Below are 22348 nucleotides of genomic sequence, written 5' to 3'. Positions count from 1 at the left end.
GGGTGATCATGGGCACACCCGGCCTGCCTGCCACAGTCCCGGACCGGTTGAAGGTACGGTGCCCGATGTGTGGTCGCCGCCATGTCGTACCGAGCCACTGACCTGCTCGGCCGCTGTCGCCTTGATCGCCCTCACCATGACCGGCTGCGGATCGGGGGACTCGACCGTCGCCAAGACGCCGCCGGCCCGGACGACTTCGGAGACGGCGTCAATCACGGCTCCGGCCACCCCGTCGGCGGCCGCGCCACCCGGAAACGCCCCACCGGCCGATCCCTGCGCGGTCAACCTCGCCGCGCCGACCATCGCGAAGGTGGTGTCCGAGCTACCCCGCGACCCGCGCAGCCAGCAGCCCTGGAACCCCGAACCGCTGGCTGGCAACTACAACCAGTGCGCGCAGCTGTCGGCGGTCATCATCAAGGCCAACACCAACGCGGTCAGCCCGACCACCCGTGCAGTGCTTTTTCACCTCGGCCAATTCATTCCCCAGGGCGTGCCCGACACCTACGGATTCAACGGCGTCGACCCGGCGCAGACCACGGGCGACACCGTGGCGCTGACCTACCCCAGCGGGATCAACGGCCTGAACACCAATGTGAAATTCCACTGGAACGGCAACGCCGTCGAACTCATCGGCAACACGCCCGCCCACTGATTCGGCGCGCGCGCCGCCCTCCTGTCGGGGCGCTGGCCTACTGTGGCTCGCGTGTTGGTCTCCGGCGACAGCATCGTTTACAGCGCATCGGATCTGGCCGCGGCCGCCCGCTGCGAATACGCGCTGCTGCGGGATTTCGACGCGAAGCTGGGCCGCGGCCCCGCGGTCACCGTCGAGGACGAACTGCTCACGCGGACGGCCGCCCTCGGTAGCGAACACGAGCGGCGCGAACTGGCCTCGCTGCGCGACCGGTTGGGGCAGGACGTCGCAATTATCGGCCGCCCCGCCTACACGCCCGCCGGCCTGACCGCGGCCGCGGACGCCACCCGCCGCGCCGTCTCCGACCGCGCGCCGGTGATTTATCAAGCCGCCATGTTCGACGGCCGCTTCGCCGGCTTCGCCGACTTTCTGGTCCGCGACGGCGAGCGATATCGGGTCGTGGACACCAAACTGGCCCGCTCAGCCAAGGTCACCGCGCTGTTGCAGGTGGCCGCCTACGCCGACGCATTGGCCGCCTCGGGCGTCCCGGTCGCGCCGGAGGCCGAACTGCGACTGGGCGACGGGACCGCGGTGCGGCACCGGGTCTGCGACCTGATCCCCGTCTACCGCTCCCAGCGCGCCCGGCTGCAGCGCCTCCTCGACGACCACTACGCCGGCGGGGCGGCGGTGCGCTGGGACGACGAGGGCGTGGCCGCCTGCTTTCACTGTCCGCTATGCCTCGAGCAGCTGCGGGCGGCCGACGACGTGCTACTGGTGGCCGGAATGCGAGTGAGCCAGCGCGACAAGCTCTTTGACGCTGGCGTGATCACCGTCGCCGACCTGGCCGATCTTCGCGCACCCGTTCCCGGCCTGGCGGCCAGCGTGCTGAACAAACTGGCCGTCCAGGCCAAACTGCAAGTCCGCCAACGTGAAACCGGCATTCCGCAGGTCGAGGTCATAGACCCGCAGCCGCTGACCCTGCTCCCCGAGCCCGACCCCGGGGACCTGTTCTTCGACTTCGAAGGCGACCCGCTGTGGACCGTCGATGGCCGCGAGTGGGGCCTGGAATATCTGTTCGGTGTATTGGAAGCCGGGCCGACGGGGAAGTTCCGCCCGTTGTGGGCGCACAACCGGGCCGACGAACGCAAGGCGCTGATCGACTTTCTGGCGTTGGTGGCCAAACGCCGCAAGCGCCGCCCCAACATGCACATCTACCACTACGCGCCCTACGAGAAGACCGCGTTGTTGCGACTCGCCGGACGCTATGGAGTGGGCGAGGACCAAGTCGACGAGCTGCTGCGCAGCGGTACGTTGGTCGACCTTTACCCGTTGGTACGCAGGAGCATTCGCACCGGCGCCGAGTCATTCAGCCTCAAGGCGCTGGAGCCGCTCTACATGGGAGCCCAACTGCGGGTAGGTGACGTGACCACGGCCACCGGATCGATCACCTCCTACGCACGCTACTGCGAACTCCAAGCGGACGGCCGCGGTGACGAGGCCGCATCGGTGCTCAAGGAGATCGAGGACTACAACCACTACGACTGCCGGTCGACTCAGGAACTGCGGAACTGGCTGATGTTGCGCGCCTACGAATCCGGCGTGCTGCCGATTGGCGCCCAGGCCGTTGCCGAGGGCAACACCGTCGATGATCGCGACCAGTTGGCGGTGACGTTGTCGGCGTTCGCCGGAGCCGCCGGCGTCGACGACCGCACGCCTGAACAGACGGCGGTGGCGCTGCTGGCCGCGTCGCGCGGTTACCACCGGCGCGAGGACAAACCCTTCTGGTGGGCGCACTTCGATCGGCTGAACTTTCCCATCGACGAGTGGGCGGATAACACCGATGTGTTCGTCGCCGAGCACGCGTCGGTCAGCGTCGACTGGCACACGCCTCCTCGCGCGCGCAAACCGCAGCGGCGGCTGCGGCTGCGCGGCGAGCTGGCGCGCGGCGACTTGAAGAGCGACGTCTTTGCGCTCTACCACCCGCCGGCGCCGCCGGCCATGACCGACAGCCCGGACCGGCGGGCGGCCGGGCGGGTCTCGCTCATGGAGGCCGACGATCCGGCGGTCCCCACCGAAGTCGTGATGCTCGAACGAGTTGGCAGCGACGGCAAGACTTTTCACCAGCTGCCGTTCGCGCTGACCCCGGGCCCGCCCATTCCGACGACGGCCCTGCGGGAGTCGATCGAGGCGACCGCGACGCGGGTGGCGGCCGGGTTGCCGCAACTGCCCCGCAGCGCCATCGTCGACGTGCTGTTGCGCCGCGCGCCCCGAACGCGAAGCGGCACTCCACTCCCCCGTAGCGACGACACGGTTGCCGACATCACCGCCGCGCTACTGGATCTGGATTCGTCATACCTGGCGGTGCACGGTCCGCCCGGCACCGGCAAGACGCACACCGCGGCCCGTGTGATTCGCGACCTGGTGATCGGACACGGCTGGCGGGTTGGTGTGGTCGCGCAGTCGCACGCCACCGTGGAGAACGTGTTGGACTGTGTGATCGACGCCGGTCTGGATCCGCAACGGATCGCCAAGAAGCGCAACGACCACCGGGCACCGCGCTGGCGGGAGATCGACGGCGGCGCCTACGCCGCGTTCCTCGCCGACACGCCGGGCTGTGTGATCGGCGGAACGGCATGGGATTTCGCCAACGCCAATCGAATACCGCCGGGGAGCCTGGATCTGCTGGTAGTCGACGAAGCGGGCCAATTCTGTTTGGCCAACACGATCGCCGTGGCCCCGGCCGCCGCAAGCCTGCTGCTGCTCGGGGATCCCCAACAGTTGCCGCAAGTCAGCCAGGGCACTCATCCCGAGCCGGTGGACGCCTCTGCGCTGGAGTGGCTGGTCGACGGCCAGCGCACCCTGCCCGACGAACGCGGCTACTTCCTGGACCTCTCGTACCGCATGCATCCGGCGGTCTGCGCCGCGGTTTCGGCGCTGTCCTACGAGGACAGGCTGCGTTCCCATGAGTGCACCGCCAGCCGCCGCCTCGACCGCCGTCAGCCCGGCGTGCAGTTGAGTTTGGTTGAGCATCAGGGCAATTCGACCGAGAGCCCTGAGGAGGCCGACGCGATCATCGCCGAGATCAACCGGCTGCTCGGCGCGTCGTGGACCGACGAACACGGCACGCGGGCGTTGGCCGCCACCGATGTGCTGGTGCTGGCGCCCTACAACGCCCAGGTGGCGCTGCTGCGTCACCGGTTGACCGCCGCGGGGCTCGCTGGAGTGCGGGTCGGTACGGTCGACAAATTCCAGGGCGCGCAGGCACCGGTGGTTTTCATCTCGATGACGGTGTCGTCCATGGACATCGTGCCCCGCGGAATCTCCTTCCTGCTCAACAGGAATCGGCTCAACGTCGCGGTAAGCCGGGCTCAGTACGCGGCGGTGATCGTGCGCTCCCCGGCGCTGACGGAATATCTGCCGTCCAGCCCCGAGGGTCTGATCGACCTGGGCGCCTTCCTGGCGCTCACGCAGCCCGACCTGCGGTGACCGGCTAACCGGTTGACGAGTGCCGGCCCGAACCGGTGGGGTCGTCGTCCGGATCGGGGCGATGATGCTGGCCTCGCAGCGATTCACGCTCGGAGAAGTGCCGCCCCGTCGGGTGCTGGCGGCGCGGCGGCCGGGTGAGCCGATCGCCGGGCGGGGCGGATTTAGTCGGGCGCCGCACCGCCACCTGGCGAAGGCGTTTGCCGCTGTCCACGCGAGACCCGTTGTGGGCGTGGCCGATCGGTTGAGCCTGCGCGGGGGGGTCACTGCGCGGCGCTGCGGTGGACGCTGGGCGCGGACGTTCGACCGGTTGCCGGGGCGGCTCGGAACCGCTCCTTCGCTCGACGTCGGATTCGCGCACCAGAACGAATTCGACGTATTCGTCGTCGTCGTAGTCGTCGTCGACGACGTCGTCGTCAGGGCCGAGCGGACCGTCGCCGCCCCTGCCATCGCCCTTGCCCGGCCGCGGCGCAAAGCCCACCAGGAACAGCGCGGCGATGATGCCGAACAGCGCGATGAACGCCGGCAGCAGCACCGATTGCGACATCGCGGCCGCGAACGGATCGCGCAGGAACCCGGGCAGCTGCAGGGTGAGCGCGTCCTCGCCGACGGCGTCGCCGGACGGCTGGCGCGGCATCTCATCGGTGATCCGCCACGTCATGAACGCGGCCATGCCCGCGCTGCCGAGCACCGCGCCGAGCTGGCGCACCGAGTTGTACACCGCGGAGCCCGCGCCGGCCAACTGCGGCGGCAGGTTGCGCGTCGCGGTAGCCGTCAACGGTGACCACACGAAAGCCATCCCGACGCCCATCGCGAAGAACGGCAAAACCAGCCGCCAGATCGGCGTCGTCGGTGTCATCTCGAAGGTGATCCAGGTCAGCGCGATGGCCAGCACCGAGAAACCGAAACCGAGGACGGGCTGGGGATGGTATTTGTCGACGATTTTGCCGACAAAGGGCGCAAAGACTCCGTTGGCGATCGCCATCGGCGCGATCAACAAGGCCGAGCGCGTCGGTGAGAGCCCGCACACGGCCTGCGCGTAGAACGTCAGCGGCAGCATCATCGCCGTGGCGGTGAACGAGATGATGGCCACCCCGACGTTGCACAGAGTGAAGTCGCGGTCGCTGAAGATGACCAACGGAATCAGCGGCTCGTGGGCGTTGAGCGATTGCCAGAACGCGAAGGCCGTCATGAATCCGACGCCGGCGACGATCAACGCCCAGATCCATGGCTGCCAGTGCGCGGCCTGTCCCTGTTGCAGCCCAAACACGATGAGGAAGATGCCGACGCCGGAAAGCGCAACCCCGATCAGGTCGAAGCGGTGCGACTGGGTGGGCAGCACCGGGATCAGCCAATACGCCAACGCCAGCCCGATGACGCCGATGGGGACGTTGACGAAGAAGATCCACTGCCAGCCCAGCCCGTCGACCAGGACACCGCCCGCCAACGGGCCCACCAGGCTGGCGACACCGGCGGTGGCACCCCAGAGGCTCACCGCGACGCCGCGTCGCTCGGACGGGAAGATCCGGGTGATGGTCGACAGGGTCTGCGGGGTGAGCAGCCCCGCGCCGACGCCCTGGACGACGCGCGCCGCGATCAGGACGGCGGCGCTGCCGGCCAACCCGCACCACACCGAGGAGGCGGTGAACACGACCAGGCCGATCAAATAGAGGTTCTTGGGGCCGAACCGGTCACCCAACCGCCCGGCCACCAGCAACACGACGGCGTAGCCCAGCAGGTACGCGCTGGTCACCCAGACCACGGTGTCGTAGCCGATGCGCAAGCTGGTCATGATGGTCGGGTTCGCGATGGCGACGATGGTCGAATCGACCATGATCATGAAAAAGCCGATCATCATCGCCCACAGTGGGTTCCAGGGGTTCTGCGACTGCGGTGAGCTCCGGGTGAGAAAGTCCCAGCGGTTGGCGGCCCGGGCCGGCCCCGGTCTCGCGCGCCCCCCGGGCATGCGGGGCGTAGCCGTCGTCATCCACCCCACCTCGTTTCGCTGTCGCTCCCGCAGATGCTGCTCAGCCGTATCGACCCGGTGCGTCGACCGGTCCGACCCACGCAAGGTGATACACCACGCGCGGCGCGCTAAACGGCATGAGGACCGGCGAACGGCAAGGACCGTCGCAGACATCCAGCCTGCATTATTCCCGGTGAGGCAATAGGCCGGCAGCCAAGGACCCGGTCGGGGTGCATGGCGCGTCAGGATTTGCCACGGGCGCGTTAGCCTGGGGTAACGCCATTTGCAGGAGAGAGAATATGCGGGGTCGACGGAAAAGGTCGCCGAACCGGTTCTTCACCATGTCCAACGCGGACGAGCAGCCGACCGCCAACAACGGTCGACCCAAGATGTCCGCGCGGGCATTGGCGCAGGTCATCGAGCGTAGCTCGTGGTTGCAGGGCCCGGCCGCCGAGGCCTATGTGACCCGGCTACGCAACGCGAACCCGAATGCCAGTCCGGCGGAGATCCTGGCCAAGCTGCAGAAGCGATACCTGGCCATCGTGACCGCGGGCGGTGTTGCGGTGGGCGCCGCCGCGACCGTCCCCGGCATCGGCACCATCAGCGCCCTGTCCGCGGCCGCCGCGGAAACGGTGACGTTCCTGGAGGCCACCGCGTTCTTCGTGTTGGCGGTGGCGGTGGTTCACGACATCCCGGCCGATCACCGGGAACGCCGCCGCGCGCTGGTGCTGGCGGTCCTCGCCGGCGACAACAGCGAGCACGCCGTCGCCGAGCTGATCGGTCCGCGCCGCACCAACGGCGGCTGGATTTCCGAGGGCCTGGCCGCCCTGCCCCTGTCGTCGATGTCGAAGCTGAACTCACGCCTACTCAAGTCGTGGGTCCGGAAGTACACCGTGCGGCGCGGCGCCCTGTTGTTCGGCAAACTGCTGCCGGTCGGCATCGGGGTCGTGGTGGGCGCCATCGGCAACTACCTCGCCGGCAAGAAGATGATCCGCAACGCCAACCGTGCGTTCGGCGCCCCGCCCGCAAGGTGGCCCCGCGCGCTGCACCTCGTGCCTCCGGCCCACGAAGCCGGCTAGCGCTGGGCCGTCCTCGTGTCTCCCGGTCAGCCTCGCGGATCGGTGGCGAAAGGTTAGCCTTTATAGGGCGGAAACAATGGGTACCGGCATGGGTGTGAGGTGCCAGGCCATCCGTGGCCGACAAGGGTGCAGGCGCCGCGGGAATGCGCTTGCGGAACAGAAGGATTGAGGCGAACTGCGGACGTGAGCAACATAAGTTCACCATTCGGGCAGAACGAATGGCTGGTCGAGGAGATGTACCGCAAGTTCCGCGACGACCCCTCGTCAGTCGATCCGAGCTGGCACGAGTTCCTGGTCGACTACAACCCCGAGCCCGCAGGCGAACCCACGCCTGCCGCCCCGACCAGCGGTGATGGCCAGCCGGCCGTCGCGCCCGCCCCGGTGAAACCGGCCCCGGCAAAGCCGGCTCCGGCAACCCCGCAGACCACCGAGACGGCCAAACCCACGGCCCCTGTCGCGGGCAATGGTGTCGCGCCACGACCGTCGAAAGCCGCAACTCCCCCGCCGGCGGAAGGCGACGAGCTACAGACGCTGCGCGGCGCCGCGGCGGCCGTCGTCAAGAACATGTCGGCGTCGCTGGACGTGCCGACGGCGACCAGCGTCCGCGCCGTCCCTGCCAAGCTGATGATCGACAACCGGATCGTGATCAACAACCAGCTCAAGCGCACCCGCGGCGGCAAGATCTCGTTCACCCACCTGCTGGGCTATGCGCTGGTGCAGGCGATCAAGAAGTTCCCGAACATGAACCGGCACTACGCCGAGATCGACGGCAAGCCCACCGCGGTGACGCCGGCGCACACCAACCTCGGCCTGGCCATCGATCTGCAGGGCAAGGACGGCAAGCGTTCCCTGGTGGTGGCCGGGATCAAGGGCTGCGAGACCATGCGGTTCGCACAGTTCGTCACCGCATACGAAGACATCGTGCGGCGCGCCCGCGACGGCAAGCTGACCGCCGAAGACTTTGCCGGCGTTACCATTTCGCTGACCAACCCGGGCACCATCGGCACCGTGCACTCGGTGCCGCGGCTGATGAACGGCCAGGGCGCCATCATCGGTGTCGGCGCCATGGAGTACCCCGCGGAGTTCCAAGGCGCCAGCGAGGAACGCATCGCCGAGCTGGGCATCGGCAAGCTGATCACGCTGACCTCCACCTATGACCACCGCATCATCCAGGGTGCGGAGTCCGGCGACTTCTTGCGCACCATCCACGAGATGCTGCTGTCGGACGCCTTCTGGGACGAGATCTTCCGCGAGTTGGGCAACCCGTACCTGCCGGTGCGGTGGAGCACCGACAACCCCGACTCGATCGTCGACAAGAACGCCCGGGTGATGGAGTTGATCGCGGCCTACCGCAATCGCGGTCACCTGATGGCCGACATCGACCCGCTGCGCTTGGACGGCAGCCGGTTCCGCAGCCACCCCGATCTGGAGATCCTCAACCACGGTCTGACGCTGTGGGATCTCGACAGGGTGTTCAAAGTCAACGGCTTCGCCGGTAGCGAATACAAGAAGTTGCGCGACGTGCTGGGACTGCTGCGCGACGCCTACTGCCGCCACATCGGCGTGGAGTACACCCACATTCTCGAACCGTCGCAACAGGAATGGCTGCAGCAGCGCGTCGAGACCAAGCACGTCAAACCGACGGTGGCCGAGCAGAAGTTCATCCTGAGCAAGCTGAACGCGGCCGAGGCTTTCGAGACCTTCCTGCAGACCAAATACGTTGGCCAGAAAAGGTTTTCGCTGGAAGGTGCGGAAAGCATCATTCCGATGATGGACGCTGCGATCGACCAGTGCGCCGAGCACGGACTCGACGAGGTGGTTATCGGCATGCCGCACCGCGGCCGGCTCAACGTGCTGGCCAACATCGTCGGCAAGCCATATTCGCAGATCTTCAGCGAGTTCGAGGGCAACCTCAACCCGGCACAGGCGCACGGCTCCGGGGACGTCAAGTATCACCTGGGCGCCACCGGCGTGTACCTACAGATGTTCGGCGACAACGACATTCAGGTCTCGCTGACCGCCAACCCGTCGCACCTGGAAGCCGTTGACCCGGTGCTGGAGGGCCTGGTCCGGGCGAAGCAGGACCTGCTGGACCACGGCGCCGAAGACCAAGGCGACGAAAAGGCGTTCTCGGTGGTGCCGATGATGCTGCACGGCGACGCCGCGTTCGCCGGTCAGGGTGTGGTCGCCGAAACCCTTAACCTGACCCACCTGCCCGGCTACCGCGTCGGCGGCACCATTCACATCATCGCCAACAACCAGATCGGCTTCACCACCGCGCCGGAGTACTCGCGGTCCAGTGAGTACTGCACCGACGTCGCGAAGATGATCGGGGCGCCGATCTTCCACGTCAACGGCGACGACCCGGAAGCCTGCGCGTGGGTGGCCAAGCTGGCCGTCGACTTCCGGCAGGAGTTCAAGAAAGACGTCGTCATCGACATGCTGTGCTACCGCAAGCGCGGGCACAACGAGGGCGACGACCCGTCGATGACCAACCCGGCGATGTACGACGTCGTCGACATCAAGCGCGGCGTCCGCAAGAGCTACACCGAAGCCCTGATCGGCCGCGGCGACATCTCGATGAAAGAAGCCGAGGACGCGCTGCGCGACTACCAGGGCCAGCTGGAGCGGGTGTTCAACGAGGTCCGCGAGCTCGAGAAACACGGCGCGCTACCGAGCGAATCCGTCGAGGCCGACCAGATGCTGCCGGCGGGCCTGGCCACGGCGGTGGACAAGGCGCTGCTGGCCCGCATCGGTGACGCCTTCCTGGGCACCCCGGACGGCTTCACCGCACACCCGCGGGTGCAGCCGGTGCTGGAAAAGCGGCGGGAGATGGCCTACGAGGGCAAGATCGACTGGGCCTTCGGTGAACTGCTGGCGCTGGGCTCGCTGGTAGCCGAAGGCAAGCTGGTGCGGCTGTCGGGTCAAGACACCAAGCGCGGGACGTTCTCCCAGCGGCACTCGGTGATCATCGACCGCAACACCGGCCAGGAGTTCACGCCGCTGCAACTGCTGGCGACGAACGCGGACGGCACCCCCACCGGTGGCAAGTTCCTGGTCTATGACTCACCGCTGTCGGAGTACGCCGCGGTCGGCTTCGAGTACGGCTACACGGTGGGTAATCCGGACGCTCTGGTGTTGTGGGAGGCCCAGTTCGGCGACTTCGTCAACGGCGCACAGTCGATCATCGACGAGTTCATCAGCTCGGGTGAGGCCAAGTGGGGACAGCTGTCCAATGTCGTGCTGCTGCTGCCGCACGGTCACGAGGGCCAGGGCCCCGACCACACCTCGGGCCGCATCGAGCGCTTCCTGCAGCTGTGGGCCGAGGGTTCGATGACGATCGCGATGCCTTCTACGCCGTCGAACTACTTCCACTTGCTTCGGCGCCACGCACTCGACGGTGTGCAGCGGCCGCTGATCGTGTTCACGCCGAAGTCGATGCTGCGCAACAAGGCGGCGGTCAGCGACGTCCGCGACTTCACCGAGATCAAATTCCGCTCGGTGCTCGAAGAGCCGACCTACGAGGAAGGCATCGGTGATCGCAGCAAGGTCACCCGGGTCCTGCTGACCAGCGGCAAGCTGTACTACGAGTTGGTGGCCCGCAAGGCCAAGGACAACCGCGAAGACGTGGCGATCGTGCGGATCGAGCAACTCGCCCCGCTGCCCAAGCGCCGGTTGGGCGAAACGCTGGACCGCTACCCGAACGTCAACCAATACTTCTGGGTGCAAGAGGAGCCGGCCAACCAGGGTGCGTGGCCGCGGTTCGGGCTCGAGCTGCCGGAGCTGTTGCCCGACAGGCTGACCGGGATCAAGCGGATCTCGCGCCGGGCGATGTCGGCCCCGTCGTCGGGCTCATCGAAGGTGCACGCGGTCGAGCAGCAGGAGATCATCGACACGGCCTTCGGCTGACCGGGGCTGGATCTGCGACCCCGCGGGAATCGGGGACCGCTGGTACCGGCTAGCCTCGACGCAAACGTGCCGATAAGGAAGGGTGCTCATGCAAGGGTTCGCCGGCAAGGTCGCGGTGGTGACGGGCGCGGGATCAGGTATCGGGCAGGCGCTGGCGGTGGAGCTGGCCCGCTCGGGCGCCAAAGTGGCGATCAGCGACGTCGACCTGGAGGGCCTGGCCCACACCGAGGAACAGCTCAAGGCGATCGGCGCGTCGTTCAAGTCCGATCGCCTCGACGTGACCGAGCGGGAGGCATTTTTGGCCTACGCCGACGGCGTCAAGGAGCACTTCGGCAAGGTCAACCAGATCTACAACAACGCCGGTATCGCGTTCACCGGTGACGTCGAAGTCAGTCAGTTCAAGGACATCGAACGGGTGATGGACGTCGACTTCTGGGGCGTCGTCAACGGCACCAAGGCGTTCCTGCCGCACCTGATCGCCTCCGGCGACGGGCACGTCGTCAACGTGTCCAGCGTGTTCGGGCTCTTCTCGGTGCCCGGGCAGGCGGCCTATAACTCGGCCAAGTTCGCCGTGCGCGGCTTCACCGAGGCGCTGCGCCAGGAGATGGCCGCGGCCGGCCACCCGGTGGCGGTGACCACGGTGCACCCGGGTGGCATCAAGACCGCGATCGCGCGCAACGCGACGGCCGCCGAGGGGCTCGACCCCGAGCAACTGGCGAAGCTGTTCGACAAGCGGCTGGCCAGGACCAGCCCGCAACGCGCCGCCGAGATCATCCTGGACGCGGTCCGCAAGAAGAAGGCCCGGGTCCTGGTCGGCACGGATGCCAAACTCCTGGACGTGATGGTGCGGGTGGCGGGCCCGTATTACCAGCAGCTCTTCGGCCCGGTCATGGGCCGGTTGATGCCGAAAGTCTGAGCCTCAGCGGCCGAGCGGGTGCTCGGCCAGCCAGCCGCCCGCCACCGCCTGCGGGTCGGCACCGCTACGCACTTGCCGTCGCATCTCGACCAGCGCCGCGGTGTCCAGCACGCCGGCCACTTCGTTGATCGCCAGCAACTGCCGCTCGCTGAGCGCGTTACGGCGATAAAGCGGCACCACATTCTCGGCACGGATCAGTGCGGGTTTGCCGTCGGTCAGCGCGACCAGGTCACCGGGAATGTCCGGATCTGTCGATGTGGTCCATCCCGCCGTCAGCTGCCCGGCCCGAATTGCGGCGAACATTGTTGCGCCATCGGGAAATTCGCGCTGCTGAGCAAGCCGGCAGGAACCGACCGTCGACGGTTCCTGATGCCCGGCGACGGTCCCGACAACGAGGCCGTCGCAGTGGCGGGGCAGCGTGCTCAAGTCCGCGCTGACATCACTACCTCCCCACGCCTTGGCCGTGGGCCGACTGACCAGCAACACGGGCTTGTCTTCGGCGGCCGTCGTGTAATCGCCCGCCACCACTCCCTCGGGCAGCGCCGCGATCATCGCGCGGTAGACGTCTTTGTCCGACATGGCGGTCGCGCCGGGCTGCAAGGCTTGCAACGTGCGGCCGGTGAAGGCGGGGACGACGGTGAATGCGCCGGAATCCAATTGGGGTTTCGGGTCGGCCGCCGTCGCCGCCCGCGCACCGAAACCGTATGAGCGCAGGGCGGCGACGTAGACGCCGGCCAGCAGTGCCGAATCGGCGTCAGCGCGGGATCCGACCACCACTTCGGCACCGGCACGACGGTCGCCGGTAGCGGGTGCGCAACCGGCAACAGCGAGTGCGGCGGCGAGCAGCGGCACCGCCAGCCTGCCGGTTCTCACCCCCCGGCGACGGAAGTGTCTGAGGCTTCCGTGGCAAGTGCCACCGCCTTGGCGACCGCTTCCCCGACCCGGGTGTCCAGCGGGCTCGGGACGATCCGGTCGAGCGCGAGGTCGGCGCCGGCGACGGAGAAGATCGCCTCGGCCGCCGCGACCATCATCTTTTCGGTGATCCGGCGGGCGCCGGCTTCCAGCGCGCCGCGGAACACCCCGGGGAAGGCAAGCACATTGTTGATCTGATTCGGGAAATCGCTACGGCCGGTGGCCACCACCGCGGCGTATCTGGCCGCGATCTGTGGGTGGATCTCCGGATCGGGGTTGGACAGCGCGAACACGATCCCGTCGGGCGCCATGGTGGCGATCATCTCCTCGGGAACCACGCCCCCCGACAATCCCAGGAACACGTCGGCGCCCCGGATGGCTTCGGCGAGGCTGCCGGTCACGCCGGCGGGGTTGGTGCGCCGCGCCAGAGCCACCTTGACGTCGTTCATGTCGTCGCGACCTGTGTGCAGAACTCCGCGCGAGTCGAGCACGGTGATATCCGAAACACCCATCACCATAAGGAGATTGGCGCAAGCGACACCGGCCGCACCGGCCCCGGACACCACCACCTTCAGCGAGCCCATGTCGCGACCGAGCACCTTGCTGGCGCCCATGAGCGCGGACAGCACCACGATCGCCGTGCCGTGCTGGTCGTCATGCATCACCGGGCAGTCCAGCGCCTCGATGAGGCGACGCTCGATCTCGAAACAACGCGGCGCCGAGATGTCCTCGAGGTTGACGGCGCCGAACGTCGGGCGCAGGCGCACCAGGGTTTCCACGATCGCGTCGGGATCCTTGGTGTCCAGCACGATGGGGATGGCGTTCAGCCCGCCGTACGCCTGAAACAGGGCGCACTTGCCCTCCATCACCGGCAGCGACGCCGACGGCCCGATGTCGCCCAGGCCCAGTACCGCGCTGCCGTCGCTGACCACGGCCACCAGCCGGTTCGCCCAGGTGTACCGCGCAGCCTGGGCGTGGTCGGCGGCGATCGCACGGCTTACCTGTGCCACGCCAGGTGTGTAAGCGATCGACAGTGCGCGCTGGGTGTCCAGCGGGGACCTCAGACCTACGGAAAGCTTGCCGCCCACATGTGCCTCGAAGATCTCCGCGTCGGTGATCACGCCGTTCACGGCTTGCGTCTGTATCGATTCAAGCAATTCGGACACGCGCTTCAGCGTACTGACTACCCAGTAGTAGCCCTAATTAGTGAGGTGGGTCATACCAGGCCGACCCGCCCCTGTTCAGATCAACTTGAGCTCGGTGACTGCGCTGCGCTCGTCGACCAGCTCGGCGGTGGTCTTGTCGATGCGGCCACGGGAGAACTCGTCGATCTCGAGCCCCTGCACGATCGACCAGTTGCCGTCCTTGGTGGTCACCGGGAACGACGACACGATGCCCTCGGGCACGCCGTAGGAGCCGTCGGAGTAAACCGCCATCGACACCCAGTCGCCGTCCGGGCTGCCCAGCAGCCAGGAGCGGGCGGCGTCGACGGTGGCCGAGGCGGCCGAGGCGGCCGAGGAGGCGCCGCGCGCGTCGATGATCGCCGCACCGCGTTTGGCGACCGTCGGGATGAAGTCGTTCTCGATCCAGTTCTGGTCGTTGACCACCTCGGCGGCGTTCTTGCCGCCGACCTCGGCGTGGAAGATGTCGGGGTACTGGGTGGCCGAATGGTTGCCCCAGATGGTCACCTTCTTGATGTCGGTGACCGCGGCGCCGGTCTTCTTGGCCAGCTGCGAGATCGCCCGGTTGTGGTCCAGGCGGGTCAGCGCGGAGAACCGCTCCTTCGGGATGTCGGGGGCGTTGCTCAGCGCGATCAGCGCGTTGGTGTTCGCCGGGTTGCCGGTCACGCCGATGCGGACGTCGTCGGCGGCGACGGAGTTCAGTGCCTTGCCCTGCGCGGTGAAGATCGCGCCGTTGGCCTCCAGCAGGTCGCTGCGCTCCATGCCCGGGCCGCGCGGCCGCGCCCCGACCAGCAGCGCGAGGTTCACGCCGTCGAAGATCTTGTTCGCGTCCGCTCCGATCTGGACGCCGGACAGCAACGGGAACGCGCAGTCGTCGAGTTCCATCACGACGCCCTCCAGCGCCTTGAGGGCGGGCTCGATCTCAAGGAGGCGCAGCTCGATCGGGCGGTCGGGACCCAGCAACGAGCCACTCGCCAGGCGGAACAACAGGCTGTAGCCGATCTGGCCGGCGGCGCCGGTGACGGCGACCTTGAGGGGACTTGCGCTCACGTCGATGTACTCCTCGTAAAGAAGGTCGTGCAGATTCGGGTTTCGGCTCGAAACTAGCGCACCGCGCTGCGCAGCCAATCTCCGGTCCGCTACCAGGCCTTTCCCGACGCCTGATCGTCGCGTTTTGAACAGCCGGAACGCGTACCATGGACCACCGCCTGGTCGGACCCGCGCGCGGTGGGAGGTAAATGTGTTCCAAGGATTTGACGCATTGCCCGAAGCGCTTCGGCCCCTTGCGCACGAACCGCATCCCAAGCCGGACCCGACTCCCGAGCCGCCCAAGGAGACACTGGTTGACTGCGCCGTCTACGCCGACGGCGAGCGGTTGCCGGGCAAGCTCGGCTACGCGGCCGCCCTGGACAAAGTGCGTGAGATCGAAACGTCGGGGCACGACGCGTTCGTGTGGGTTGGCTTGCGCGAACCCAACCAGTCCGAGATGCAGGAAGTGGCCGACGTTTTCGGGCTGCACCCGCTGGCCGTGGAAGACGCGGTGTGCGCCCATCAGCGGCCCAAGGTGGAGCGCTACGACGACACCCTGTTCCTGGTCCTCAAGACCGTCAATTACGTGCCCCACGAATCGGTGGTGCTGGCCCGCGAGATCGTCGAGACCGGCGAGATCATGGTCTTCGTCGGCAGGGATTTCGTGGTCACGGTGCGCCACGGCGAACACGGCGGACTGTCCGACGTGCGTAAGCGGATGGATGGCGACCCGGAGCAGATGCGGCTGGGCCCCTACGCGGTGATGCACGCGGTCGCCGACCATGTGGTGGACCACTACCTTGGGGTGAGCAGTCTGATGCAGTCCGACATCGACGGTATCGAGGGGTTGGCGTTCGCTCCGGGCAGCAAGATCGACGTCGAACCGATCTATCTGCTCAAGCGCGAGGTGGTCGAACTGCGCCGGTGCGTCAATCCGCTGTCGGCGGCGTTCCATCGCATCCAGATGGACAACAAGGATGTGATCTCCAAAGAGCTGCGGCGCTATCTGCGCGACGTCGCCGACCACCACTCCGAGGCGGCGGACCAGATCGCCAGCTATGACGACACGCTCAATTCGCTGATCCAGGCGGCGCTCGCTCGGGTCGGCATGCAGCAGAACAACGACATGCGCAAGATGGCGGCCTGGGCCGGTATCTTGGCGGTTCCCACCATGGTTGCCGCCATCTACGGGATGAACTTCCATTTCATGCCCGAGCTGGATTGGACGTGGGGTTATCCGGCGATCATGGCCGTGATGGCTGTCACCTGCGTCGGGTTGTATTTCCAGTTCCGCCGCAACAACTGGCTGTAGCGTTTCGGCGAGCGTCAATTCGGCTGTGCGGCTGGGCGGTTCGGATCCAGGACATCGACGCCGTCGTTGTCCCACGCCTGACGCATCGCGTCGGCACCCTTGAGCCGCACCCACGCCGCTTCGGTTGCGGTGATCGGCGTCGCCGACAGGAACTGCACCGGGTCGCGCGGCGGGTCCAGTGGCAGATCGTCAATCCCACTGCGGCCCAACAGCACAGCGGTGAACGGCACCCGCGACGACGGGGACGCCCACAGCGGCGAGCCGAGATCGATCAGCGCGTCGGGCCCCAATACCACACCGTCGACGGTGGGCGCCGCCGCCAGGATCGCCAGGCTGCGCGCGATGCCGGTGATCGGGCCGGGATCGCGCAACTGCAGCACGATTTCGGCGCGCGGGCCGCGCAACGGATCGGCAAGGTCGAGCGCCGGTTCGGTCATCGGGTGGCGCGAGCAGCCGAGCGTGACGTAATGCACCGTTGCGTCTGGCTCACGGAAACGCAGCACCTCGATGGTCTCGGTGCCCAGAAATGTCACGCTCGCGGCATCGGGCTCGGCATCGGTGAAGTGAGCCCGCAGATGCGCGCGCACCCGATCCAACGTCACGGCGTCTCCGACGGCGCGAGGGTCAGGTTGGCGCCGGAATCCGCATCGAAGACCGCCAGTTTGGTGGTGTCGAACGCCAACTCGATCGGTTGCCCGATGGCCGCCTTCGATTCGGCGGGAACCCTTGCGACGAACTGGTTTTCGTGGGCATTCGACTCGGCGGCCAGCTCGTCCAACTGGGCCGAGTGCGCGGCCCACGCCGCGGTGGAGAAGTAGACGTACTTGTCCGCGCCCAGCGACTCCACCAGGTCGACCTTCACCTCGAAGGTCAATGCCCTGATGCGCTGGTAACCGTCGATCAGCCCGGCGTCGGACAGATGCTCAGGCCGGACCCCGACGATGACGTTTGTGGGCTGCGGATGCCGGACGATCACCTCTTGGACCTCCGGGCTCAGCATCACCTCGCCGAACGGCAGCTTGAGCCCGACGGGCGTCAAGGTGGCGGGGAAGAAATTCATCGCCGGCGAACCGATGAAGCCCGCGACGAACAGGTTGGCCGGATGCTCGTACAGCTCGTCCGGTGCCCCGATCTGTTGCGCAACACCGGAATGCATCACCACCACGCGGTCGCCCAACGTCATGGCCTCGGTCTGATCGTGGGTGACGTATACCGTCGTGGTGCCCAGCCTTTTCTGCAGCCTGGCGATCTCGCCGCGCATCTGGACGCGCAATTTCGCGTCCAGGTTGGATAGCGGCTCGTCCATCAGAAACGCTTTGGGGTGGCGCACGAGGGCGCGGCCCATCGCCACCCGCTGCCGCTGACCGCCCGACAACTGAGATGGCTTACGGTCCAGAAGATCGCTTAGGTCAAGCGTTTTCGCGGTCTCTTCGACCTTCTGGGCGATCTCGGACTTCTTCATCTTGGCCAGCGTCAATGGAAAGGCGATGTTCTGCCGCACCGTCATGTGCGGGTACAGCGCATAAGATTGGAAAACCATCGCGATGTCGCGATCTTTGGGCGCCTTCTCGTTCACCCGTTCGCCGCCGATGCGCAGCTCGCCGGACGAGATGTCCTCCAGCCCCGCGATCATGTTCAACGTAGTGGTCTTGCCGCAACCGGAAGGGCCTACCAAGATCAGGAATTCGCCGTCGGCGATGGTGAGGTTCAGGTCGTGCACCGCCGTGGCGCCGTCGGGGTAACTCTTGCTCACGTGGTCCAGCACAATCTCGGCCATCGAGTTATCCCTTCACCGCGCCAGAGGTCAACCCGGCGACTATTCGTCGTTGAAAGATTAAAACAAAAACGATGATGGGGACCGTGATCACGACGGCGCCGGCCGCGATCGAGCCGGTCGGCTCCTCGAACTGTGAACTGCCGCTGAAGTTCACGATCGCCACCGGTGCGGTGATGGCCGCTTTGGTGGCCGTCAGCGTCAACGCCAGCAGCAGATCGTTCCAGGCGAAGATGAAGACCAGGATCGCCGCCGTCACCACGCCCGGTGCCGCCAGCGGCACGATCACCTTACGGAATGCCTGAGCCGGCGTGGCACCGTCCATCTTCGCCGCCTTCTCCAGATCCCAGGGGATCTCCCGGAAGAAGGCCGACAGCGTGTAGATCGCCAGCGGCAGCGCAAAGGTGATGTACGGCAGGATCAGACCCGGCCACGTATCGAATAAGCCGATGAATCGTTCGATGTTGAACAGCGGCGTCACCAGCGAGATCGCGGGAAACATGCTGATCAACAAGGCGGCCCCGACCAGCAACCGCTTGCCAGGAAAGTCAAGGCGGGCAATCGCATACGCCGCCATCGCACCGAGTACCACCGCGATCACCGTGGTGATCAACCCGATCCCGATGGAGTTGATCAGCGCCGAGGTGAAGAAGTCGCCGCGAAAGATGCCGCGATAGTTGTCCAGGGAGGCCGACGACGGAATCAGCTTGCCATCCTTGACCGCTGAGCTCGGCTTCAATGACAGGCTGAAGATCCACAAGACCGGAAGGAGCGCATACACCACCACCAGGGTGTCGATGACGGCCCAGATCGCAGTGCGCCGGGCGCCCGCCCCGTCAGCGGCCATCGACGTCACAGCCGGGCGCCGCCGCACCGAATACCTTGACGAACAGTAGCGCGATCAGGCCGACGCAGAGGAAGATCAGCACGCTGATGGCCGAGCCGAGGCCGACGTTGAAGCCCTTGAACAGGTTGTCATAGCCGAGCATCGACACCGAGCCGGTGTTGTTGGCGCCGTTGGTGATCACGTAGATGTTGTCGAAGATGCGAAACGCGTCCAGTGTCCGGAACAACAGGGCGACCACCACCGCCGGCTTGATGATGGGCAGCGTGACTCGGGTGAGCCGCCGCCACGCGCCGGCCCCGTCGACTTGGGCGGCTTTCAGCAGATCTTCTGGGACCAGCGCCAAGCCGGCCAGCAACAGCAGCGACATGAACGGCGTGGTTTTCCACACTTCGGCGAGGACGACAATCGCCAGCGACGGGATCTGATCGGTCAGCGGCGCACTGCCGTGCGGCAGTAGGTTCGCCAGATAACCGGTGCCCGGCGTCCATGCGTAATACCAGCTGTACGACGCGACCACGGTGACGATGCCGTACGGGATCAGGACGGCGGTGCGCACCAAACCTTTTCCGATCAGGCTGCGGTGCATGACCAGCGCCAGCGCCAGGCCCAGCACGAATTCCAGGGATACCGAAACCACCGTGATGCCCAGCGTCACCGCCAGCGCGGTCCACCAGTAACGGTCGGTCAGGATCGTCACGTAGTTGTCCAGGCCGACAAACGCGGTGTCATTGGGAACGGCAAGGTTGTTGCGCTGCAGGCTCAGCCACACGGCGTAGCCGACCGGATAGGCCGTCACCGCCAGCATCAAGGTCGCCGCCGGTGCGACCAGAAGAAGCGCCAGCCGCTGTTCGGGCGTCCGCCCGCGCAATCGTGGCATCGCGGAAGATGTTCGCCCGGTGCGCGTTTCAGTGACGGTGCGTGTTTCAGTGGCGGTGCGCGTCACGGCAGCAACCCTTTGCCGTCGATCGCCTTCTGCACCTGGGCGCTGAGCTCGTCAGCGGTCCGCTCGGGGTCGATCTGGGCGATCGGGCTCAGCGTCGCGGCGAGCCGGATGGCCACACCCTGGTAGACCGGCGTCGCCGGGCGCACCGCGGCATCGGTGAGCTGCCGGCGAATGATGGTGTACATCGGGTATTTGCTCTGGAATTGCGGATCGGAATACAGCGAGGTGCGTACCGGCGGCAGGCCGCCTTCGATCGATACGTACTTCTGATGCGCCAGATTACGCAGGCAGCGAATGGCTTCGAATGCTTCGGCGCGGTGACGGGTGGTGCTCGCCACCGCCAGGTTCGCCCCGCCGATCGTCACCTTGGCCGGACGGCCCGGCGCCACACCGGGATACGGCGCGAAGCCGAAGACCTTCTGGCTGGCTTGTAATGCGATACGGAACTGCTGGTCGTTCGGCATGAACGTGCCGGCGCCATTGATGCTGCCGGCCAGCTCAGGATTCCGGTTGAGCGGCAGGAAGGGCACCCCGCCCTTGACCGCGTTCTCCAGCATGGACGCCAGCGCATACGGCCAGTTGACGGCGAGCGCGGCCCGACCTTGTTCGACCGCCAACCGGGCAGTGCTCTCGTCGGTCCGGCTGATCGACGGATCGGCGCCGGGCGCGACGGCCACCGACTTGAGGATGCGCAGCGCGTTGACGGTGGCCGCCCGATGCACCGGCGTGTCGGTGAGCGTGACGCGGCGGCCATCCTCGGAGAGCACCTGGCCGCCCCCGCTCACCAGCAGCGTGTTGAACCAGACCACCAGACCTTCGCCCTCGTTGGCCTGTACGCCGATCCAGCTGGGCTGTCCCGCGTCGTGCAATCGGGTGGCCTCGGACACCATGTCGTCCCAGGTGTGCGGCGGCTGAGACACCAAATCGGGCCGATACCAAAGCAATTCGGTGTTGGTGGTGACGGGCGCTCCGAACAGCTTGCCCTGCCAGCGCGCCGTCGACAGAGGGCCCGGCAACGCGTCGACCGTCGCGTCGGCCTCGGCTCGCCCTTCTGGATCGCCGGACAGCGGCACCGCCCAACCTGCCTCGGCGAACTCGGCCGTCCACACCACGTCAAGCGACATCACGTCGAGCGTGCGGTCGTGTCCGGTCAGCCGGCGGGCCAGCTGCAAACGCTGCTCGCCGGGGGCCCGGGGCAGGCTGATCTGGTGAATGGCGAAGCGGCCATTGAACTGTTTCGTGCAGTCCTGGGCCACGGCGGTGAACGTCGCACCGTCGGCGGCCGTCGTGTAGAAGCTGATGACCAGCCCGTGACCCCCGGAACCGCACGCCGCTATCGTCCCGGCGATGAGCACAGTCGCCAGCGCGATTGCGCCCGTCCGGCGCACGCGCCCGCGCCGACTCACCACTGATTCACACCTCTCGCGCGCGCCTCAGATCGCCAAACGCGCCAACAGGTCCCGCGCCTTCTCCGCGTTCTGTGGATCGCAGAGCACGTCGTAGCGCCCGGCTACCAACTGCATGGTCGAGCTGAAATCCCTTGTGCCACGGGCCATCGAATAGGGGACAGCGGAAGTGATCAGGCCGAAGAAGACACCGGCGACCAGACCCGTGCCCAGCGCCCCCCACGGGTTCGGGCTGAAGAAACCCAGCACCAGCCCGATGAACAACCCCAGCCACGCTCCGCTCAGCACGCCGCCGCCGAGCACCTTGGGCCACGTCAGCCTGCCGGTGACCCGCTCCACCTGCATCAGGTCGACGCCGACGATGGTTACCTGCTGCACCGGGAACTGCTGGTCGGAGAGATAGTCGACGGCGCGCTGCGCCTCGGCGTAGGTGGGATAGGACCCGACCGGCCAGCCTCGCGGCGGCGTCGGCAGTCCGGGCGTCCCACGGCGCCCCGCCGCACCCGAAGGCGTTGCGCCGGGAACCTGCCCTGGCTGGAAAGGATTAGTCATCGCCGCTCATTGTCCTCCGCGTCGGCCGTCGTTTCATCTCAGGCCTCCCCACCCTATCCACCGATCTTTCGCCACCTGCGAAAACCTGGTGCGCCTGCGGTGCAATGTCGCGCCGGTGCCACGACGAGCCGCGGCTTCGTCACTGCCAGAGCCGAAACCGTCGCGGCATTTTCGTGTGTCCGTCGGCGATTCGCGGCGGCACCCGCCACCTGCGCATGGGCTAGGTTGAACACCATGACAGCTCCCGGGCGCGGCTTCGGCGAGAGCGGCCACGACGACAAGGCCGACTCGCCCGCCGGCGGCGGACCCGGCGAGCCGCCGGATGCGACCGCGCCCTGGCATCCACCCGCCGCGCCGCCGCCGCCCGAATCGCCACCGCCGACCGAATCGGCGCCGCCGCCCTACCCC

At 67.0% G+C, this 22348-nt stretch carries 16 protein-coding genes; 6 read left to right on the top strand and 10 right to left on the bottom strand.

Features of this window, described 5'->3' with window-relative positions; all coding sequences use genetic code 11:
- Positions 1 to 67: 67 nt before the first annotated feature.
- The gene (locus tag A5753_RS11755; protein WP_369829310.1) at positions 68 to 652 is read left to right on the top strand and encodes an LppP/LprE family lipoprotein; all 585 of its coding nucleotides are present in this window, start codon (positions 68 to 70) and stop codon (positions 650 to 652) included.
- A 51-nt stretch (positions 653 to 703) separates the two neighbouring features.
- Entirely contained in the window at positions 704 to 4117 is a 3414-nt protein-coding gene (locus tag A5753_RS11750; RefSeq protein WP_067127526.1) for a TM0106 family RecB-like putative nuclease, read from the top strand.
- 4 nt (positions 4118 to 4121) lie between these two features.
- Here A5753_RS11750 and A5753_RS11745 read toward each other — a convergent pair whose 3' ends face one another.
- The gene (locus tag A5753_RS11745) at positions 4122 to 6101 is read right to left on the bottom strand and encodes an MFS transporter (RefSeq protein ID WP_197694667.1); all 1980 of its coding nucleotides are present in this window, start codon (positions 6099 to 6101) and stop codon (positions 4122 to 4124) included.
- A 278-nt stretch (positions 6102 to 6379) separates the two neighbouring features.
- Between A5753_RS11745 and A5753_RS11740 the strand changes: the two genes are divergently transcribed.
- The 3 genes from A5753_RS11740 to A5753_RS11730 all read left to right on the top strand — a co-directional run bounded on the left by A5753_RS11740 (position 6380) and on the right by A5753_RS11730 (position 11984).
- Positions 6380 to 7159, top strand: coding sequence for a hypothetical protein (locus A5753_RS11740; RefSeq protein WP_197694666.1), 780 nt, complete (start codon positions 6380 to 6382; stop codon positions 7157 to 7159).
- Between the two features lie 183 nt (positions 7160 to 7342).
- On the top strand, positions 7343 to 11068 hold the full coding sequence (locus tag A5753_RS11735) for a multifunctional oxoglutarate decarboxylase/oxoglutarate dehydrogenase thiamine pyrophosphate-binding subunit/dihydrolipoyllysine-residue succinyltransferase subunit (RefSeq protein ID WP_067127517.1): 3726 nt from the start codon (positions 7343 to 7345) through the stop codon (positions 11066 to 11068).
- Between the two features lie 88 nt (positions 11069 to 11156).
- A complete protein-coding gene (locus A5753_RS11730) occupies positions 11157 to 11984 on the top strand; it encodes an SDR family oxidoreductase (protein WP_067127514.1) in 828 nt (275 codons plus the stop codon).
- Between the two features lie 3 nt (positions 11985 to 11987).
- On the opposite strand, the gene A5753_RS11725 is transcribed toward A5753_RS11730, so the two are convergent.
- The 3 genes from A5753_RS11725 to A5753_RS11715 form a co-directional block, all read right to left on the bottom strand.
- Positions 11988 to 12857, bottom strand: coding sequence for a glycine betaine ABC transporter substrate-binding protein (locus A5753_RS11725; RefSeq protein ID WP_067127511.1), 870 nt, complete (start codon positions 12855 to 12857; stop codon positions 11988 to 11990).
- Entirely contained in the window at positions 12854 to 14062 is a 1209-nt protein-coding gene (locus A5753_RS11720) for an NADP-dependent malic enzyme (protein WP_067127508.1), read from the bottom strand. Before A5753_RS11720 ends, A5753_RS11725 begins: the two co-directional genes overlap by 4 nt.
- A 75-nt stretch (positions 14063 to 14137) precedes the next feature.
- A complete protein-coding gene (locus A5753_RS11715; protein ID WP_067127505.1) occupies positions 14138 to 15127 on the bottom strand; it encodes a malate dehydrogenase in 990 nt (329 codons plus the stop codon).
- A 190-nt stretch (positions 15128 to 15317) separates the two neighbouring features.
- On the opposite strand from A5753_RS11715, the gene corA reads away from it, so the two are divergent.
- Positions 15318 to 16418: a magnesium/cobalt transporter CorA gene (gene corA / locus A5753_RS11710; RefSeq protein ID WP_067127502.1), complete on the top strand. Its 1101-nt coding sequence runs from the start codon at positions 15318 to 15320 to the stop codon at positions 16416 to 16418.
- Positions 16419 to 16432: 14 nt separating this feature from the next.
- On the opposite strand, the gene A5753_RS11705 is transcribed toward corA, so the two are convergent.
- The 6 genes from A5753_RS11705 to A5753_RS11680 all read right to left on the bottom strand — a co-directional run bounded on the left by A5753_RS11705 (position 16433) and on the right by A5753_RS11680 (position 21940).
- Complete coding sequence (locus A5753_RS11705) at positions 16433 to 17014, bottom strand: suppressor of fused domain protein (RefSeq protein WP_067128004.1); 582 nt, start codon at positions 17012 to 17014, stop codon at positions 16433 to 16435.
- A 2-nt stretch (positions 17015 to 17016) separates the two neighbouring features.
- A complete protein-coding gene (locus A5753_RS11700) occupies positions 17017 to 18195 on the bottom strand; it encodes an ABC transporter ATP-binding protein (RefSeq protein WP_067127499.1) in 1179 nt (392 codons plus the stop codon).
- Positions 18196 to 18199: 4 nt separating this feature from the next.
- A complete protein-coding gene (locus tag A5753_RS11695; RefSeq protein ID WP_067127495.1) occupies positions 18200 to 19039 on the bottom strand; it encodes a carbohydrate ABC transporter permease in 840 nt (279 codons plus the stop codon).
- On the bottom strand, positions 19029 to 19916 hold the full coding sequence (locus A5753_RS11690; RefSeq protein ID WP_067128001.1) for a carbohydrate ABC transporter permease: 888 nt from the start codon (positions 19914 to 19916) through the stop codon (positions 19029 to 19031). Before A5753_RS11690 ends, A5753_RS11695 begins: the two co-directional genes overlap by 11 nt.
- Positions 19917 to 19978: 62 nt before the next feature.
- Complete coding sequence (locus A5753_RS11685) at positions 19979 to 21391, bottom strand: extracellular solute-binding protein (RefSeq protein WP_067127492.1); 1413 nt, start codon at positions 21389 to 21391, stop codon at positions 19979 to 19981.
- A gap of 24 nt (positions 21392 to 21415) precedes the next feature.
- Positions 21416 to 21940, bottom strand: a complete 525-nt coding sequence (locus tag A5753_RS11680; protein WP_067127489.1) for a general stress protein — start codon at positions 21938 to 21940, stop codon at positions 21416 to 21418.
- Positions 21941 to 22348: the final 408 nt, after the last annotated feature.

It is taken from the genome of Mycobacterium sp. 852002-51971_SCH5477799-a, assembly GCF_001667145.1.
Classification (GTDB): Bacteria; Actinomycetota; Actinomycetes; order Mycobacteriales; family Mycobacteriaceae; genus Mycobacterium.
Note: the sequence above shows the minus strand (reverse complement) of the source record. Positions and strands in the feature narration are given on the sequence as shown.

What these genes read in the sequence shown, in the direction of transcription:
- A5753_RS11745 (WP_197694667.1), bottom strand. Translation starts at nt 6,101, where the DNA reads ATGACGACGGCTACGCCCCGCATGCCCGGGGGGCGCGCGAGACCGGGG.
- A5753_RS11740 (WP_197694666.1), top strand. Translation starts at nt 6,380, where the DNA reads ATGCGGGGTCGACGGAAAAGGTCGCCGAACCGGTTCTTCACCATGTCC.
- A5753_RS11730 (WP_067127514.1), top strand. Translation starts at nt 11,157, where the DNA reads ATGCAAGGGTTCGCCGGCAAGGTCGCGGTGGTGACGGGCGCGGGATCA.
- A5753_RS11700 (WP_067127499.1), bottom strand. Translation starts at nt 18,195, where the DNA reads ATGGCCGAGATTGTGCTGGACCACGTGAGCAAGAGTTACCCCGACGGC.
- A5753_RS11695 (WP_067127495.1), bottom strand. Translation starts at nt 19,039, where the DNA reads ATGGCCGCTGACGGGGCGGGCGCCCGGCGCACTGCGATCTGGGCCGTC.
- A5753_RS11690 (WP_067128001.1), bottom strand. Translation starts at nt 19,916, where the DNA reads ATGCCACGATTGCGCGGGCGGACGCCCGAACAGCGGCTGGCGCTTCTT.
- A5753_RS11680 (WP_067127489.1), bottom strand. Translation starts at nt 21,940, where the DNA reads ATGACTAATCCTTTCCAGCCAGGGCAGGTTCCCGGCGCAACGCCTTCG.